Raw genomic sequence first — 16,483 nt, 5'->3', positions numbered from 1 at the left:
TGAAGTTCCAAAGAGTGTCGAGAAACCGGTCATTTGTCTTCGGAGCGTTACAATCGGCACATATCAGTCCGCGTGATGCGATGGGCGATGGGGCCTGTCACCTCTGATTACATTCCTGGGGACACACATGGACAGATTTACACTCGAACTCCTGCATTTCGCTGATCAGGAGGCCGGTGCTGCAGCTATTCAGGATGCGCCACAGCTTTCTGCGGTCTTGAACGCGTTGCGGGCTGAGGACCTTGGCAATGATGGCATGGCCGACAACACGCTGACCCTGAGCTCAGGCGATGCATTCATTCCGGGCCTTTTCTTTGACGCATCGGAGAGCGTCTATGGATCCGCGGGGATTGCAGATATCGAGATCCAGAACCAGCTTGGCGTGCAGGCCGTCGCGTTGGGGAACCATGAATTCGACCTGGGCACCGAAACGCTCGCCGGCCTGATTGACGGCAGCGCAGAGGGCAACATTCTGGGTCAGGATTTTCAGGGGGCAAACTTCACCTATCTGTCCGCCAACCTCGACTTTTCCACCGACCCGAACATGGCCCCGCTGGAGGTCGCGGGTGGTCAGGCGCCTCAAGCCAATGTCGTGACCTCCTCGGTGATCATTGATGTGAACGGTGAAGATGTTGCGGTCATCGGTGCGACGACACCGACGCTGGGTTCGATCGCCTCGCCTGGGACGGTCGGTATCGCGCCCAGCCCGTTCGACGGCAACCCAACGCCCGAACAGCTTGACGCGCTGGCTGCGGAGATCCAGCAAGAAGTTGATGCGGTGCTCAACGACAATCCTGGCTTGAACAAGGTTGTCCTGCTGTCGCACATGCAGCGCATCTCTATCGAGGAAGAGCTGGCCGCGCGTCTCAGCAATGTCGATATCATCGTGGCCGGTGGCTCCAACACACGGCTTGTCGACGAAAACGACCGGCTGCGGGATGGGGATAGCGCGCAGGGCGATTATCCGACCTTCATAACCAATGCCAATGGCAGCCAGACAGCCGTGGTCAATACTGACGGCAGCTACAAATATGTCGGGCGGCTTGTGGTGGACTTCGAGGCGGACGGCAATGTCATCGCGGACAGCTACGATGCGGATGTCTCGGGCGCTTATGCGACGGATGCCCAGGGCGTCGCCAATCTTGGGGCCGAAGATCTGGTTGATCCGGAAATCCAGCAGATCGCCGACGAGATCGAAGCCCAGATCATTCAAAGCGAGTCGAACGTTTTCGGTGTGTCGGACGTGTTCCTGAACGCCAACCGGTCCGGCACGGGCGAGGTGGACGACCCGGACGGTGTGCGGACGCAGGAAACCAATCTGGGCAACCTGACCGCGGATGCCAACCTTGCCGAAGCACGGAAGACCGATGCCGATGTGGTCATCTCCATCAAGAACGGTGGCGGCATCCGGGCATCAATCGGTGAGACGGTGGTGCCCGCGGGCGAGACCGAGGCCGAGCGCCGGGTGAACCCGGAAGTGGTGGATGGCGATGGCAATGTCATCAAGCCCGAGGGCGGGATCAGCCAGAATGACATTCAGACCACGCTGGCGTTCAACAATGATCTGGTGCTGATGACCCTCACACGGGCAGAGATCGTGGCGCTGCTTGAACACGGTGTTTCGGCGCTTCCGGACGTGTCGGGCCAGTTCCCGCAATTGTCTGGTGTAAAGCTTGCTTTCGATGAAACCCAGCCTGCGGGTGACCGGATCACAACGGCTGTCATCGTGGACGAGGATGGCACTGTCATCGCGGATCTGGTCAGCAATGGCGAACTTGCAGGCGATGCGAACGAGACGTTCCGCATCGTGACCCTGGGCTTTCTGGCGGAACCGCGTTTCGATGATGACGGCAACTTCACCGGTGGCGGCGACGGCTATCCATTCCCCAACACCAACACGGATGCCTCTCTGGGCGAGGTCGGCGACCAGGCGGTGATCGACCGCGTGAACTTCACCGAGCTTTTGCAGGAAGGGGTACGTGACGGCGCCGCGACCTTTGCCGACAACGGCACCGAGCAGGACGCCCTTGCCGAGTATCTTTCGGAGAACTTTGGCGACGCCGACAATGCCTTTGGCGAAGAGGACACGGGCATCGGGCGCGACGACACGATCCAACAGGTTTCGACCCGGACCGATACGGTTGGCGCCGGCAAAGGGACCGGCGAACTGGAAATATCCGAAGCCCAGCGTATGGACAGTGGTGTGGGCGAGGGCGGCTCGGAAATCGTGATCTACGAGAACGGCAAGGCGTTCGTGACCAACGGCGAGGAAGACCGCGTCGATGTCTTTGACGTGGCCACAGGTCAACTGGATCGTTCGATCGACCTCAGCGGTATCTCCGCCTTTGATGGCGTACAATCCGTGGCAGTTGCAAACGGTATAGTTGCGGTTGCCGTCTCGCGGGATGACGGGGATGACAGCAACGCCGAAAACGGCGTGATCGCGTTCTTCGACGTGCAGGGCAACAGCCTGGGCGAGGTGACGGTCGGCAACTTGCCGGACAGCGTGGCCTTTACCCCGGATGGTGCCAAGGTCATCGTTGCCAATGAAGGCGAGCCGATTGATGAAACCCTCGATCCGGCAGGCTCGATCTCGATCATCGACATCTCCGGCGGGGTTGCTGGCGCCACTGCAGTGACACTCGATTTCAGCAATGTCGATCTCTCGGAAGCACGCATTGTGGGGGATCGTGGCGATGCGCTGGACGTTGAGCCCGAATATGTCACCGTCAGCCCCGATGGGGTGACCGCCTATGTGACGCTGCAGGAGGCCAACGCCTATGCCACCGTGGACCTGACCACGAACGAGATTGTCAGCGTCCGCAGCTTTGGCACGATCGACCACAGCCTCGAGGGCAACGGGCTGGACACGTCCGACCGGGATGATGCGATCAACATCACAACACGTCCCGTGCAGGGCCTGCGGATGCCTGACGCGATCGCTGCGTTCGAGCAGAATGGCCAGACTTACCTGGTCACCGCAAACGAAGGCGATGCACGCGACCTCGACGAAGACGAGATCCGGCTGGCCGATGCTGCCGAGGACGGACTTCTTGATCCTGCGCTGAAAGCCCAACTGGAGAATGCGGGGCTTCTCGACGATAGCGAAATGGGTCGCCTGAACATCTCTGCCGTCGATGGTGATACGGATGGTGACGGCGATATCGACCAGCTGTACTCCTTCGGATCGCGCGGGTTCACCATCTTCAACGCCGATACCGGTGCCGTCGTGTTCGATAGCGGAGACGATTTTGCGCGCATCGTGGCCGATCTGAACCCGGGCGGCTTCAATGACGACGATGGCGACAGCGGCGAGGATCGCTCGGACAACAAAGGGGTCGAACCCGAAGCGGTTACCGTTGGCATGATCGGTCAGCGCATGATTGCCTTTATCGGGCTTGAGCGTGATGGCGGTATCATGGCCTATGATGTCACCGATCCGGCCAACGTCACCTTCCTGACCTACTTCAACGGTCGTGAGGACGGCGATGTCAGCCCCGAGGGCCTGACCTTCGTCCCGGCAACCGAAAGTCCGACCGGAGAGCCCCAGTTGATCGCCGCTTACGAGGTGTCGGGCACAACGGTCGCCTATGATCTTTCTGGTCTGCCGCTGGGCGGCGGCACCGTGGATCTTGAGGACGGCGAGCCGTTCGAAGCGCCGCTTGGTGTTTACGAGGACACCTCGTTCACGGGCGTGGATGACGGCGATACCTTCATCTTCACCAACGTCGAACCCTTCTCGACCCGGGATGTCGATGTGAACACACAGACCGGCGACATCACGATCCGTGGCACACAGTTCAACACCGATGCCGACTTTGACACCGGTAACGTTCTTGCCGCTGAAAGTGGGCAGCAAGAGGTAACGGTGAAGTTCATCGATGAGCTGCTGGGGGACGGGGCCGATTTGAACGAAGGGCAGGCGGTTGACGCGGGCGCCGTGGACGGGATCGTTTTTGACGAATACCTCACAGGGGATGGCACCAAGGACTTCCAGATCCAGATCGATCAGTCCGGCGCGGCCTTCTCGAATGCGTTGGGCGCGTTTGTCTTCGATGCCGCAACGAACACGGCCACCAATGTGCAGATCCTGTTCGCGGATGTCGGCGATGCGGTTGGTCAGACAGCCACGATCAATGACGTGGCAGACGGGGCCGAGCTCGTCTTCTTCCTGATCCAGAATGGCGAGAGCCTGGCCAACGGATTGTCGAACAACCTTGGCTTTGATTTTGCGGGTGATCTGCCGGTTCTTCTGGACAATGGCACCGCGGTCGGGGCGGAAATCTTCCACTCGGCAGGCGCTGCGTTCAACTCAGACGGGATCGAACACTTCCTGTCGGGTGTCGTTGATGGCGGCGGCGCACTGCGCATCGGTATCGAGGATCAGTTGGGCGGCGGCGACCAGGACTATCAGGACACCGTCTTTACCGTGACCGCACTCGACGACATGGGCGTTCCGCTCTAGACCCGCGCGCGGACCATTTGACGCAAAACAGTCGAAGGCAGAGGGTTCCGAGCCCTCTGCCTTTTTCGATTGGCTTAGTCTCACTCCTAGCGTCGGGACTCATTGAGTTTCAAAGCCAGTAGATGACGATTGCTGCGAGAGCGATGGATGACAGGAAAACTTTCGGGCACCTATCGTCTCGGGTTGGCACCCGCCGCCAGTCCTTGAGCCTGCCGAACATGATCCCGATACGATTGCGGCTTTTGTAGTGGCGCTTGTCGTACTTGACTGGCTTTTTCGTTGTCTTCTGTCCGGGATACTTGCGTGCAACCCTTTGTCCCGCAACGCTTTTCTGACCTAATCGGCATCATAGCCGCGATCTCTGAGCAAACAATCGACGTTCGAAAGGCTGCTGAGCAAGGTGCGCGCGCCGATCAAATCACTGACCTGCCCGGTGGTCACGAACAGGTTCAACAGGCGGCTCTGGCTGGCGCAGATGGCGTGCAGCTTGGTGGTCATGCCGCCTTTGGTAGTCCCAATCAGATGTCCATGATCCCCTTTTTGACGTCCAGGATGGTCGCTCTGCGGTGGGCCTTGAGATAGGTAGCGTCGATCATCACAGTCATCTTTCACCGTGATCGGCAGCCAGACTGGCCATCATCCGGGCAAAGATGCCCTTCTCGCTCCATCGCCTGTACGGCGTCTTTTGTGGACCGTATTCCACCGGCGCGTCGCGCCAACGCAAGCCATTACGGTTAATGCATATAATCCCACTCAACATACGCCGGTCATCGACACGCGGCATGCCATGGGCCATCGCTTCACCGGCTTCGGTTCTGTCGAAAAGCCGCTCAGGCGGATAAATTGTCTAGCGTATCAGGACTTGATTGAGGATCCTTGGTTGCAGGAGTCTGAAGCTCAAAGATCGACTACGATTTCGGACGAGTGGCTGCGAGAGCAGCACGTTGTGATTTTGGTCTTCCGTTCCTCGTCGGTGAACACCTGATCGCGGGCATCCGGTTCTCCCTCTAAAACGCCGAGTGTGCAGGTGCCGCAAATGCCATAGCCGCAGGAGACGGGCACATAAATGCCGCGACGCTGCAAAGCTCTTGCGATGGTTTCGCCTGGTTCAACGGTAAATCGCTGTCCTGTCGATCCGAGAACGACATCAAAAGGATTGTCCGGGGCATCAGAACCAAAGTCTTCGCTGTAGATCGCGTCTTTCGAGATGCCGCGCTCAATCGCTGTTTGCCTCACGGCGTTCATATAGGCGAGCGGGCCGCAGGTATATACACCTGATCTCGCAGGGGCCTCCGCGAAGATGTCCTTCATCCAGTCACGGTTGGTATGAACATGAAGCTTGCCGCCCGACAATGCGCGCAGTTCATCGGCATGTACCGCTTGGATCGAATCTTTTACGCTATAGTGGATTTCGAACGGAATTCCCGCCGCCTTGAGATCGGCGGCAACAGAGATCATCGGCGTGACGCCGATGCCACCTGACATCAGATAGGCGTAGTCGTCCGAGTGACGGATGGGAAAGTTGTTTCCCGGTCTGTTCACGCGGATGGTCTGACCTTCACGGAGTGTCCCGATTTCCTTCGAGCCTCCGGTCCCGTTTTCCTCAACCTTGACGCTCAAGCGGTAGTCCGGACCATCCTGAGGCGCGTTGGAGAGGGTATATGCACGCACCTTGCCACTTGGCAGATAGAGTTCCACATGGGCGCCTGCGGCCCAAGGCGGCAGGGCGTTCTGGCCCTCGGGCGCGGAGAGCGTGAGTTCGACAATATTGCCTGGATGCTCGATCTTCTCGGAGATGACCGCATCGCGCCAAAGATCTTCTGGATCTGCATCAGACATGGGCGGCCCGAGCTGCGCATTTTCGTCAATCTGCAAGGCCAATTCAGCGACTGGTAAGGGTTCGGGGTAGGTTTCCTGAACCTGTCTTCGCTGTTGTTGCAGCAGCGAGATCAGCGGCCCTTTGTCCGTGTCGCTCCAGGGGCAGACGGTGATGCAGATGCCGCAGGTTTCGTTGGCAACGAAATAGGGCATGCAACGGTCGAAATCGAGGTGATACTTCTCTACGCCACGCACCCAGACCTTGTCTTCGTATATGGCATTCGCAGGACAATTCTGCAGGCAAATCGTGCAGTTCGCGCAGAGGTCTTCGACGCCGATATCCTTTTGGCCGTCGAAGGTGACAGGAATATCAGTCAGAACTGCGGCAAGGCGGACATTTGCCCCGAACTCTTTGGTGATCAACGACGTATGCCGGCCCATCTGGCCAAGGCCGGCATTCACGGCGAGCGGAACATGCATTGTCAGAGACGGGAAGGCGCCGTGATTTGTATCTGCGACAGCGTTCCATCCCAGACGTCTGATGTAGCGGGCCAGCGCCAAGGTCGGGTTGCCGACGGTGTTATAGCCTTCGGTGATTGCGGCACCGGATTCAATCGACGGCACTGTCAGCATGGTTTCGCGCTCCATCGGCGCGGCAAACACGATGGCATAAGGCAGGTGATCTTTTGCATGCGCGTATAGGGCATCTTCGACGACTGGCGTAATGCCTACCAACGGGCAACCGAATTCCTTGGCCTTCTCTTTGAGGTGCTCCGCCATGGCTTCGGGATCAGCTACTGGTTTTCTGGTCGGTGCCACCGGTCCTTCGGCATGCCGGTTTTGCCAAATGGTCCAGAGGACGTGATCGACGGCTTCCAGTCGTGCCATCAGATGAAAAGCGTAGTTCATCGCTCCAAACGGCTTGGCATAGGTGCTATGGAAAAACTTGGTCGTCCGCCGCCTAACCTTCTCGCCCACGCCCGCCAAAACCTTTCCCGATTTCGGCGGTGTGCGATAGGCGTATGTGTCTTTGGCCGGTGGATACGCGGGAATGCGCAGATGCCGCGCCTTGAAGGGGTGACGTGAAGGGCGAGGCGCGCGTGCAAGAGCCTCTTGCTGCGGGTCGCGCATTTCCTCGGGCTTCAGCTTTTTGGCGCCCGGTAGGTCTTCGACATAGATGGTTTCACCGCGATCACGCTTGCGCTCGTACCAGCGCAGATAGAACTTGCGTGGCCCGTGCACCACACCTCGCATGAGCCAATACGCGACAAACAGTCCCGCAATTTTGCCGCCAAGCGCCAGTGTATCCTTAACGTACCTCACACGCCTCTGCGCAAGACTGCTTTCCTGCGGGAACGGTCCGTTTTCAATGTGATCCTTTGCGATTTCCGACACAACCATGGGGATCGTTTTTTCGCTTATGTATTGATCTTTCACGTCATAAACTCCCGTCCGAAACAGCCATGCCGCAGTGTTTAGGAGCGGCGCATCGCTACGAAGCTAGGATTACTGTACTCTTGAGTCAAATAAATCAAACTGCAAATGTCTCGCGTGGACGCGGGAGACCTGCGGACACCGAAAAACGCGCGGCCGTCCTTCGTCATGCGCGCAAGCAACTTTTCGCGCTTGGTCCGCATGTCGCGCGGCTTGACGACATCGCACGCGATGCCGGTGTCTCGAAAATGACGATCTACAACATGTTCGGAAACAAGGATCAGTTGTTCGATGCCGTGGTGAATGAGATTTGCGATGAGATGGAGAATGCGCTGACCAGGTCAGTCCCATCAGATGCACCGCTTGAAGAGGCGCTTGGCGCGTTCGGGCGGCATTTGACGCGTCAGTTGATGAGCGATGACTTCTTGTGGCTCGATTACGTGCTTGCCGCCAGCGAGGCAACGGATGCGTCGGCCAAGGCAGATTTTTTTGAAAAGGGACCCGGACGGGTTTTGCAGACGCTTGCGACGTATCTGGCCCAGCGTGTGGAACGCGGCGAGTTGAAAATCGACGATTGCCTTCAGGCTGCTGAGGAACTGACGGTACTCTGGCAGGGTCAGTGGCCGATGCGCCGAAGATACGGCGTTGTCGAAAAACTCACGGAGGCGGAGCTTGAGCGTCGTGTCTCGCGGGGTGTCAGGATCTTCAAAGCTGCTTATGATCCGAAGACCGGTGCCTTCTAGATTCGCGGGGGTATCAAGGGTCGGACAATCGTATTCTGTATTGTCCGACAAAATAATCGCGCTTTTCTGTAGGAAATCGACCGGCCCGATACGCCGATTGCCGGTGGGTAGCTTCAGGAATCGGCAAAGTATTCCGCCGGCAATGTGAGAACCTGGCGAGCGGTATTGTGAACATGTTGCCGCATGAGCGTCTCGGCATCGTCCTCATGTCCGGCAAGGATCGCCTTCAGTACCGCGACGTGGTCCCGTTTTGATTGTTCGAAGATCTCGGCTGTGAACGACCGGAAGAACGCCGCGCGCAACTGAGGGAAGCGCGTTTGCGTCATCATGCGGCCCAGAATCGCGCTGCCGGAAAGCGTTAGCAGGGTGTCATGCATATGCTGGTTGCTTTGCATGAAGTCCAGCGGATCATCGGGCAGATGGATGCTGGAAATCTCTGTATTCAGGAGTAATTCCAGCTGTTTACCGACATCTGGCTCAAAAGCGCGTTTGGCGACCAGCCGTGCGGCGCGGCCCTCCAGCATCTCCCGGACCGCGAACATCTCGCTTACTTCCTGGCGGGTGGCGATCGTCACCGAGGCGCCCTTGTTGGGCTGAATCGTGACGATGCCTTCGACGGCCAGTCGATGTAAGGCCTCACGCAGAGGTCCTCGGCTGACGGACAGGGACTTTGTCAGTTTTGCCTCTACCAGACGCTGGCCTGGCGTCAGCGTTCCATCGAATATCTGCCTGCGCAACGTCTCTGTTATCTGGCCAACAGCACCGACCCGACCGGTCGAACTGTCGCCATTGCCGCATCGCGGCAGAGGTTTTTTATTGACTCGCGAGTTTTCTGCTGCTCTGGTCGTCATAAATTGTCCTACAATAAGATAGGGGGTAGATGATGAACGACCTTGTTTCACCCGAAGTTCTCGAACAGGTCAAGGGTTGGGTTCCTTATGTTGAAGCTAAATTAGGTTTCCGCAATCACTGGTATCCCCTTTGCTTAGCGAGTGAAATTGTCGAACAAAAGCCTATTGCGCGTAAGCTTCTTGGCGAAAACATCCTATTGAACCGCATCGACGGTACGGTCTTTTGTATCAAGGATCGCTGTCTGCACCGGGGCGTGCGCTTCTCGGCCGACCTGCAGTGTCACACCAAAAACACGGTGACATGTTGGTATCACGGTTGGACGTATCGCTGGGATACGGGCAAGCTTGTCGACATCCTGACAAACCCGCAAAGCGTTCAAATCGGACGGCACAATATCCGGGCCTATCCGGTGCAGGAAGCCAAGGGGATAATCTTCGTCTACATGGGCGATCGAGAGCCGACACCGCTCGAACAGGACGTCCCACCAGGTTTTCTGGATGAGGACCGGGTGATTTTCGGCAAGCACCGCATGGTCAATTCGAACTGGCGCATCGGTGCGGAAAACGGCTTTGATGGGGGGCACGTCTACATTCACCGGAACAGCGTTCTGGTGGAAGGGAATGACATTGCCCTGCCGTTGGGTTTCGCCCCCGGGAAAGGCAAGGAAAACTTCCGCGCTGAAATCGGTGACGAGGGACCGACCGGCGTTTGGGATCTGCTTGGAGAACACTCCGTTCCCGTTTTCGCAGCCTCCATCGAGGGCGAAGAGGACATTATGCGGGGTCATATGGGCTCGAAACGGGTGGCCCATACGATCTCCATCTGGTTGCCGGGTGTGCTGCGGGTCGATCCTTGGCCAGACACCAACACGACGCAATACGAATGGTATGTGCCTGTCAGTGAGACGGAACACATCTACTTCCAGACCCTTGGCAAGGTTTGCGAAACCGAGGCCGAGACGAAGGAGTGGGAGGTTGCCTTCCATGAAAAGTGGGTGCCGATGGCGCTTGAAGGGTTCAACAACGATGACCTGAAAGCCCGGCTCGAAACGCAGCCTTTCTACGAGGATGATCGCGGCTGGCTGAATGAGATTCTCTACGAGCCGGATCGCTGCATCATCGAATGGCGGCGCGTGGCCAGCAAGCACAACCGCGGTATCCAAAGCCGGGAGCATCTGTGATGACCACCTTGGAAACGTCCCCGGAAAAACAGCAGCGTGACATGCTTGGGCAGCTACATCTGAATGAAGGCATCACCGAACATTTCGTCGATGCCGGCGGGATCCGCACTCGCTACCTGGAGGCGGGTGAAGGTCCGGTGGTGGTCCTGATCCATGGCGGCGGCGCTGGTGCCGACAGTGTGGGCAATTGGAATGCCGTGATCCCGCGCCTCAGCGACGCGTATCGTGTTATCGCGATGGATATGGTCGGTTTCGGAGAGACTGATAAGCCGGGTGATGATTTCGTCTATTCTCAGGAGGCGCGCAATACACATCTGACCGCATTCCTGGATGCGCTGTCGCTAGACCACGTGATCCTCATTGGCAATTCAATGGGTGGCGCAACCGCGTTGGGTGTCGCTGTTGCACAGCCGGAGCGGGTCGACAAGCTGGTGCTGATGGGCAGTGCGGGTCTTGTGACCGAGGTGCATGAGGGACTTGCGCCGGTCATGAACTACGACTTCACCCGGCATGGAATGGAGCGGTTGATCCGGGCGCTGACCACGGAAGGCTTCGAGATTTCCCCCGACATGGTGGCGTATCGCCACGAGATGTCTGTCCGGGACGATACCCGCCAAGCCTACGGCGCTACGATGTCGTGGATCAAGCAGCAGGGCGGCCTTTACTACGAAGAAGACTTCGTGCGGCAGGTCAGGGTGCCGACACTGGTGGTCAATGGCAAGCAGGACAAGGTGGTTCCCCTTGCCAATGCATATCGCTTTCTCGAACTGATCGAGCCCTCATGCGGAGTTATTTTGCCCCATTGCGGTCACTGGGCGATGATCGAACACCCCGAGCAGTTTGCGGCCGTGACCCGTAACTTTTTGGAGAGCTGACATGTCCATCGTTGAATGCGATACGGCAACGATCACGATCGTGACTGCAGACGGGACGGAGTATTCCGCAACCTCGACGCCCGGCGATACCCTGATGGAAGTCGCAGTCCGAGCCAACGTGCCACAGATCATTGCGCAATGCGGCGGTGCCTGTGCCTGCGCGACCTGCCACGTCTATATCGACGAAGCATGGCGCGACCGGCTCGACCCGCCCACGGCGACCGAAGAGGAGATGCTTGAATTTGCGCATGATCCCGGTCCCGGCTCGCGGTTGTCCTGTCAGATCACGTTGAGCGCCGCGCTGAACGGACTTCGTGTCCGCGTGCCGTCCGAGCAGGCCTGAGAGCGCATCGGGGCGTAAGGGAGTTGAGAAGATGAGCATCGAAGACGCGGCCGCACGCCTGCGGCACGCAGCTGATACAGGTGTGCCGTGCACCCCGGTTCGCGACCTGCTGGGCGAGGATGCAATTGACGCAGCCTATGCCGTCCAGGAGTTGAACCTGTCCCGGCGGATCGCGACCGGAGATCGCGTCATCGGCAGAAAGATCGGCCTGACATCACCTGCCGTGCAGGCACAGTTGGGCGTCAATCAGCCAGACTATGGCACCCTTCTCGCCAGCATGGAGATCGCCGATGGTGGCGCGCTGCCTACCACGGCGCTGTCCCAGCCCAAGGTCGAGGCGGAGATTGCTTTCGTGATGGACCGTGCACTGCCACATCCGGACGTCACCGCGCACGAAGCCATTGCGGCGATCGGCTTTGTCGTGCCCGCGTTAGAGATCGTTGGAAGCCGGATCGCCGGCTGGGACATCACGATCGTCGATACTATCGCCGACAACGCGTCCTCCTCGCATGTGGTTTTGGGCAGTACGCCTAAACGGCTGACGGACGTTGATGTCGTCACCGCAACCATGCGGATGGATTTGGATGGGCAGACCGTTTCAACAGGCTGCGGAAAGGATTGCCTCGGCTCCCCTGTGAGCGCGCTGGTTTGGCTGGCTCGGACGATGGCGCAGCGCGGAACGCCTCTTTCGGCAGGGGATCTGATCCTAAGCGGAGCGCTCGGCCCCATGCAGAGCATCGAGGCAGGCGGGAAGATCGAAGCCGAGATTTCAGGGCTCGGATCCGTCTTGGTGAATATCGAGACCACGTAGTCTGTCCTGTGCCAAGGGCAGGGGGGAGGCGAGCGTAGCATGAGGATGAGGAGGTAGGACATGAACGGCAAGACAGGATGCGCGATCATCGGATCGGGGAACATTGGAACCGACTTGATGCTAAAGCTCAAACGATCGGCCCCGGCGCTTGACCTCAAAGCGGTGGCTGGGATCGACCCCGCGTCTGACGGTCTGAAGCGGGCAGCAGAGCAAGGTGTTGCAATCACTGCCGAAGGGCTCGAAGGGCTGATGAAGCTGCCGGTCTTTCAGGACATCCAGATCGTCTTCGATGCCACGTCTGCCAAGGCGCACCTGAAACACGATGCGCTTCTTCGCACGTCCGGACGGCTGATGATCGATCTGACCCCCGCAGCGATTGGTCCTGTGACTGTTCCTACCGTAAACGGGGCAGCGGCATTCGAAGCCGGCGCGCGCAACTTGAATATGGTCACCTGCGGCGGTCAGGCAACCATCCCGATCGTGCATGCCATTTCGCAGGTGGCGTCGGTGCATTGGGCGGAAATCGTGGCGAGCCTTTCGTCACGCTCTGCAGGCCCGGGCACTCGGGCCAATATCGACGAGTTCACGCAAACCACCGCGCGGGCAATCGAAACGGTCGGTGGCGCGCGTAAGGGGAAAGCGATCATCATCCTGAACCCTGCCGAACCGCCACTTGTCATGCGGAACACCGTGATCTGCCTGTGCGAAAGGGCAGTGGCGCATCGCATCGAAAGATCCGTGAAGGACATGGTCACGCAGGTGCAGCGCCATGCGCCGGGCTACAGGCTGAAGCAGGACGTTCAGATCGAAAGCATCGGCTCGGGTACCGCGCTGCGTCTGCCCGGAGGCGAAGAGGTCAGCGACGGTCTCAAGGTTTCCGTTTTTCTCGAAGTGGAGGGGGCGGGCGACTACCTGCCGCGCTATTCGGGCAACCTCGACATCATGACGTCCGCGGCGCTTGCAACAGCGGAACGTGTCGCGACCCGAATGGAAGAGGTCATCGCATGACCAAAACGGATCTTTACATTCAGGATGTCACGCTGCGCGACGGCATGCACGCAATCGGGCATTCCTACGATCTGGGCCATGTCGGGGCAATTGCCGAGGCGCTGGATGCGGCCGGCGTCGATGCTATCGAAGTCGGTCATGGCGATGGCCTTTCGGGCAGCTCGCTGACCTATGGTTTCGGCGCCCATGAAGATGTTGCATGGATTGAAGCCGCGGCCAAAAGGATCAAGCGGGCCAAGCTGACGACGTTGCTTTTGCCCGGTATCGGCACGCTCGATAATCTGCGCCGGGCCCGCGATGCCGGTGTGACCTCCGTCCGGATTGCAACGCACTGCACCGAGGCGGACGTCGCCGCTCAGCAGATCGCCGCGGCCAAAGAGATGGGTTTGGATGTGTCGGGTTTTCTGATGATGGCCCACATGTCCGAACCTGAACACCTCGCCGAACAGGCAAAGCTGATGGAAAGCTACGGCGCCGGTTGCGTCTATGTCACCGATTCCGGTGGTGCCTTGACGTCGAGCGGCATGTCGGAGCGCGTCACGGCCTATCGGCGAACCCTCGGCCCTGACACCGAAATCGGTGTTCATGCCCATCATAACCTCGCGCTGGGCGTGGCCAATTCCGTGGCTGCGGTAGACGCTGGCGCGCGGAGGGTGGATGCGTCACTTGCCGGTATGGGCGCCGGGGCCGGTAACTGTCCGCTCGAGGCATTTGTCGCCGTTGCAGACCGGCTCGGCTGGGCGCACCGCTGCAATCTCTTCGCGCTGCAGGACGCCGCCGAAGATCTGGTGCGCCCTTTGCAAAGAAGACCTGTCAGGGTTGATCGCCAGACGCTCACTCTGGGTTATGCCGGCGTTTATTCAAGTTTTCTTCTTCATGCCGAACGGGCGTCCGAGCGTCACGGCATCGACGCGCGCGACATCCTGCTGGAGGTCGGGCGGCGCGGGCTGGTCGGAGGGCAAGAAGACATGATCACCGACGTCGCACTGGATCTCAAAGCACACAACGCACCCGGTTCGACCTGCGAAAGACAATCAATATAGGGGAGACTATGTCATGCTGAATTTTCGTTATCATCCGGAGATCGCCAAGTTGGGAGCGGCACATCTCGTGACGCCCGATCTGGAGAAATCGCTCTGGTTCTTTCGCGACATTCTGGGTCTGCATGTCACGGCACGGACCGAAAACAAGGTTTACCTGCGCGCGGGCATGGAACTTGAGCACCACTCTCTGGTGCTTGAGGCTGGGGATCGCGCGCGGCTGGATCATGTGACCTGGCGCGTGCGGCGGCCCGAAGACCTTGAGGGTTTCCATGACATCCTGAAGGACGGCGGTACCGAGGTGACGGTCGAGGCCGCCAATAAGGAGGATGGCATCGGCGAGTCCCTCCGGTTCCAGGCGCCTTCGGGACACAATTACCGCCTCTACTATGACGTGGATAAACCGACCGTTGACGAGGCGGATCGCTCCGTTCTGCTCAATCAGCCGTACAGATCCTGGCATCATGGCATCGGCGTGCGTCGGATTGACCATGTCAATCTGTGGACGACTCGTGATCCGGCAGAGAACCATAAGTGGATGTCGGATATGCTGGGCTTCAAGATGCGTGAATACGTCACTACGCCAGAAGGCACGATCGGCGGTTGGATGAGTGTCACACCGCTGGTCCACGATGTGGCCATCATGAAGGCCGGTCCGAACGAGACGACCCCGGCGCGGATGCACCATGTTGCCTTCTGGCTTGACAACGCGGCAGATGTCTTGCGGGCCTGCGACATCCTTTTTGAGGCCGGCATCGAAGCGGATCAGGGCCCTGGGCGCCACGGTATCAGCCAGGCAACGTTTCTGTATGTGCGTGATCCAGGCTCTGGCCACCGGGTGGAAATCTTCTCGAACGGGTATCTGATCTTCGATCCGGACTGGCAGCCCGTGGAATGGGGCATGGACAACATCAAAACGGCGCTCTGCATGTGGGGGCCGACCGACTACGTCCCGCACACCAACGACCACGTGATGAACACAACGACAGAGGCATAGGAACGCACCGTCACCCCGCGCGAGGTGGCCGGATGCGCTGGTCGTCGCGCGACCGGGTGCTGGAACGGGAGTGACCGCTCTCGTTCCACTCAAATAGGCAGCGACTATCGAACGCGCATTCCTGCGCGGCGATGGCCGCTCTTCCAAAAGGAGACACCGAAATGGACGACATGCGCACCATCTCAAGCAAGGCGGACCTCTTGAAGGGCGTCCCGGATCCGTATCCCTTTATTCTCGAAGCGGTCAAACCCGAGATGGACGAGTTTCATATCGCCTTCGTCGAGCGCGCGCCTTTTCTGTGCCTGTCGAGCGTCGACGCGTCTGGTTTTCCGAACATTTCCCCCCGCGGGGATTCTCCGGGTTTTGTAAAGGTGATGAGCTCATCCGCCATCGCGGTTCCAGACCGGGTCGGAAACAATAAGATGGAGACCTCCCGCGCTGTCCTCGAAAACCCGCATGTCGGGATAATCTTCCTCCTGCCGGGTGTCAGAGAAACCGTCCGGATGAAGGGAACAGCGCACCTAACGGACGATGCCGAGGTCCTGTCGCTTTGGCCCGATGACAAATGGGCACCCAAACGCGCAACAATGATCGATGTCTCAATGGTGACCTTTCATTGCGGCAAGTCTGTGGTGCGGTCAGGCCTTTGGAAAGCGGATCAGCAGCTTGAGCCCGGAGGCTTCCCCTCACTCGGAGCCATTCTGCGAGGGCAGGCGACTTTGCCGGCCCCGGTAGAGGCAGTCGATGAGATGATCGAAGGCGAGTACAGGGATGCGATAGAATAGCGAGGCAAGCCATCATCGGACCCATTGCATCAACCTGAAACGACCTGCCGGTTCCTCGCGCCGCTATTTGGCAGCAGCCCGAGCATCGGTAGGGCACTGGCAATTAGGTCTCTGGTTCCGGCCACGGTGATG

12 protein-coding genes and 1 pseudogene are annotated in these 16,483 nt (G+C 58.9%); 10 read left to right on the top strand and 3 right to left on the bottom strand.

The features are described 5' to 3' along the window. Positions 1-127 precede the first annotated feature (127 nt). On the top strand, positions 128-4,465 hold the full coding sequence (locus tag CFI11_RS19350) for a choice-of-anchor I family protein (RefSeq protein WP_130408904.1): 4,338 nt from the start codon (positions 128-130) through the stop codon (positions 4,463-4,465). A 109-nt stretch (positions 4,466-4,574) separates the two neighbouring features. Here CFI11_RS19350 and CFI11_RS19345 read toward each other — a convergent pair. Continuing rightward, a pseudogene (locus CFI11_RS19345) lies at positions 4,575-5,258 on the bottom strand (IS5 family transposase); the annotation flags it as partial. 104 nt (positions 5,259-5,362) lie between these two features. After that, on the bottom strand, positions 5,363-7,720 hold the full coding sequence (locus tag CFI11_RS19340; protein ID WP_254448970.1) for a 2Fe-2S iron-sulfur cluster-binding protein: 2,358 nt from the start codon (positions 7,718-7,720) through the stop codon (positions 5,363-5,365). 26 nt (positions 7,721-7,746) lie between these two features. Here CFI11_RS19340 and CFI11_RS24700 point away from each other — a divergent pair, with 26 nt between their 5' ends. Continuing rightward, positions 7,747-8,460, top strand: a complete 714-nt coding sequence (locus tag CFI11_RS24700) for a TetR/AcrR family transcriptional regulator (protein WP_256370585.1) — start codon at positions 7,747-7,749, stop codon at positions 8,458-8,460. Positions 8,461-8,573: 113 nt separating this feature from the next. Here the strand turns inward: CFI11_RS24700 and CFI11_RS19330 are convergent, their stop codons facing one another. Then, the gene (locus CFI11_RS19330) at positions 8,574-9,311 is read right to left on the bottom strand and encodes a GntR family transcriptional regulator (protein WP_130408898.1); all 738 of its coding nucleotides are present in this window, start codon (positions 9,309-9,311) and stop codon (positions 8,574-8,576) included. Positions 9,312-9,340: 29 nt separating this feature from the next. Between CFI11_RS19330 and CFI11_RS19325 the strand changes: the two genes are divergently transcribed. From CFI11_RS19325 to CFI11_RS19290, 8 genes are all read left to right on the top strand, one after another. After that, positions 9,341-10,492 carry a Rieske 2Fe-2S domain-containing protein gene (locus CFI11_RS19325; RefSeq protein ID WP_371687449.1) on the top strand — a complete coding sequence of 384 codons (1,152 nt, stop codon included), beginning with the start codon at positions 9,341-9,343 and terminating at the stop codon, positions 10,490-10,492. Further along, a complete protein-coding gene (locus CFI11_RS19320; protein ID WP_217358725.1) occupies positions 10,492-11,367 on the top strand; it encodes an alpha/beta fold hydrolase in 876 nt (291 codons plus the stop codon). The genes CFI11_RS19325 and CFI11_RS19320 overlap by 1 nt, the downstream gene beginning before the upstream one ends. 1 nt (position 11,368) lies before the next feature. Then, the gene (locus CFI11_RS19315; RefSeq protein WP_130408894.1) at positions 11,369-11,710 is read left to right on the top strand and encodes a 2Fe-2S iron-sulfur cluster-binding protein; all 342 of its coding nucleotides are present in this window, start codon (positions 11,369-11,371) and stop codon (positions 11,708-11,710) included. A gap of 31 nt (positions 11,711-11,741) precedes the next feature. After that, on the top strand, positions 11,742-12,521 hold the full coding sequence (locus CFI11_RS19310; protein WP_130408892.1) for a 2-keto-4-pentenoate hydratase: 780 nt from the start codon (positions 11,742-11,744) through the stop codon (positions 12,519-12,521). Between the two features lie 60 nt (positions 12,522-12,581). After that, positions 12,582-13,529: an acetaldehyde dehydrogenase (acetylating) gene (locus tag CFI11_RS19305; protein WP_130408890.1), complete on the top strand. Its 948-nt coding sequence runs from the start codon at positions 12,582-12,584 to the stop codon at positions 13,527-13,529. Beyond that, positions 13,526-14,572 carry a 4-hydroxy-2-oxovalerate aldolase gene (gene dmpG / locus CFI11_RS19300; protein ID WP_130408888.1) on the top strand — a complete coding sequence of 349 codons (1,047 nt, stop codon included), beginning with the start codon at positions 13,526-13,528 and terminating at the stop codon, positions 14,570-14,572. The genes CFI11_RS19305 and dmpG overlap by 4 nt, the downstream gene beginning before the upstream one ends. 13 nt (positions 14,573-14,585) lie before the next feature. Beyond that, positions 14,586-15,566 (top strand): VOC family protein, encoded by a 981-nt coding sequence (locus CFI11_RS19295; protein ID WP_130408886.1) that lies wholly within the window; start codon positions 14,586-14,588, stop codon positions 15,564-15,566. A 161-nt stretch (positions 15,567-15,727) separates the two neighbouring features. Then, positions 15,728-16,351 (top strand): MSMEG_1061 family FMN-dependent PPOX-type flavoprotein, encoded by a 624-nt coding sequence (locus CFI11_RS19290; protein WP_165390317.1) that lies wholly within the window; start codon positions 15,728-15,730, stop codon positions 16,349-16,351. Positions 16,352-16,483 lie beyond the last annotated feature (132 nt).

This window comes from Thalassococcus sp. S3, assembly GCF_004216475.1.
In the GTDB taxonomy this organism is placed as follows: Bacteria; Pseudomonadota; Alphaproteobacteria; order Rhodobacterales; family Rhodobacteraceae.
This window is presented reverse-complemented; position numbering and strand designations above follow the sequence as displayed.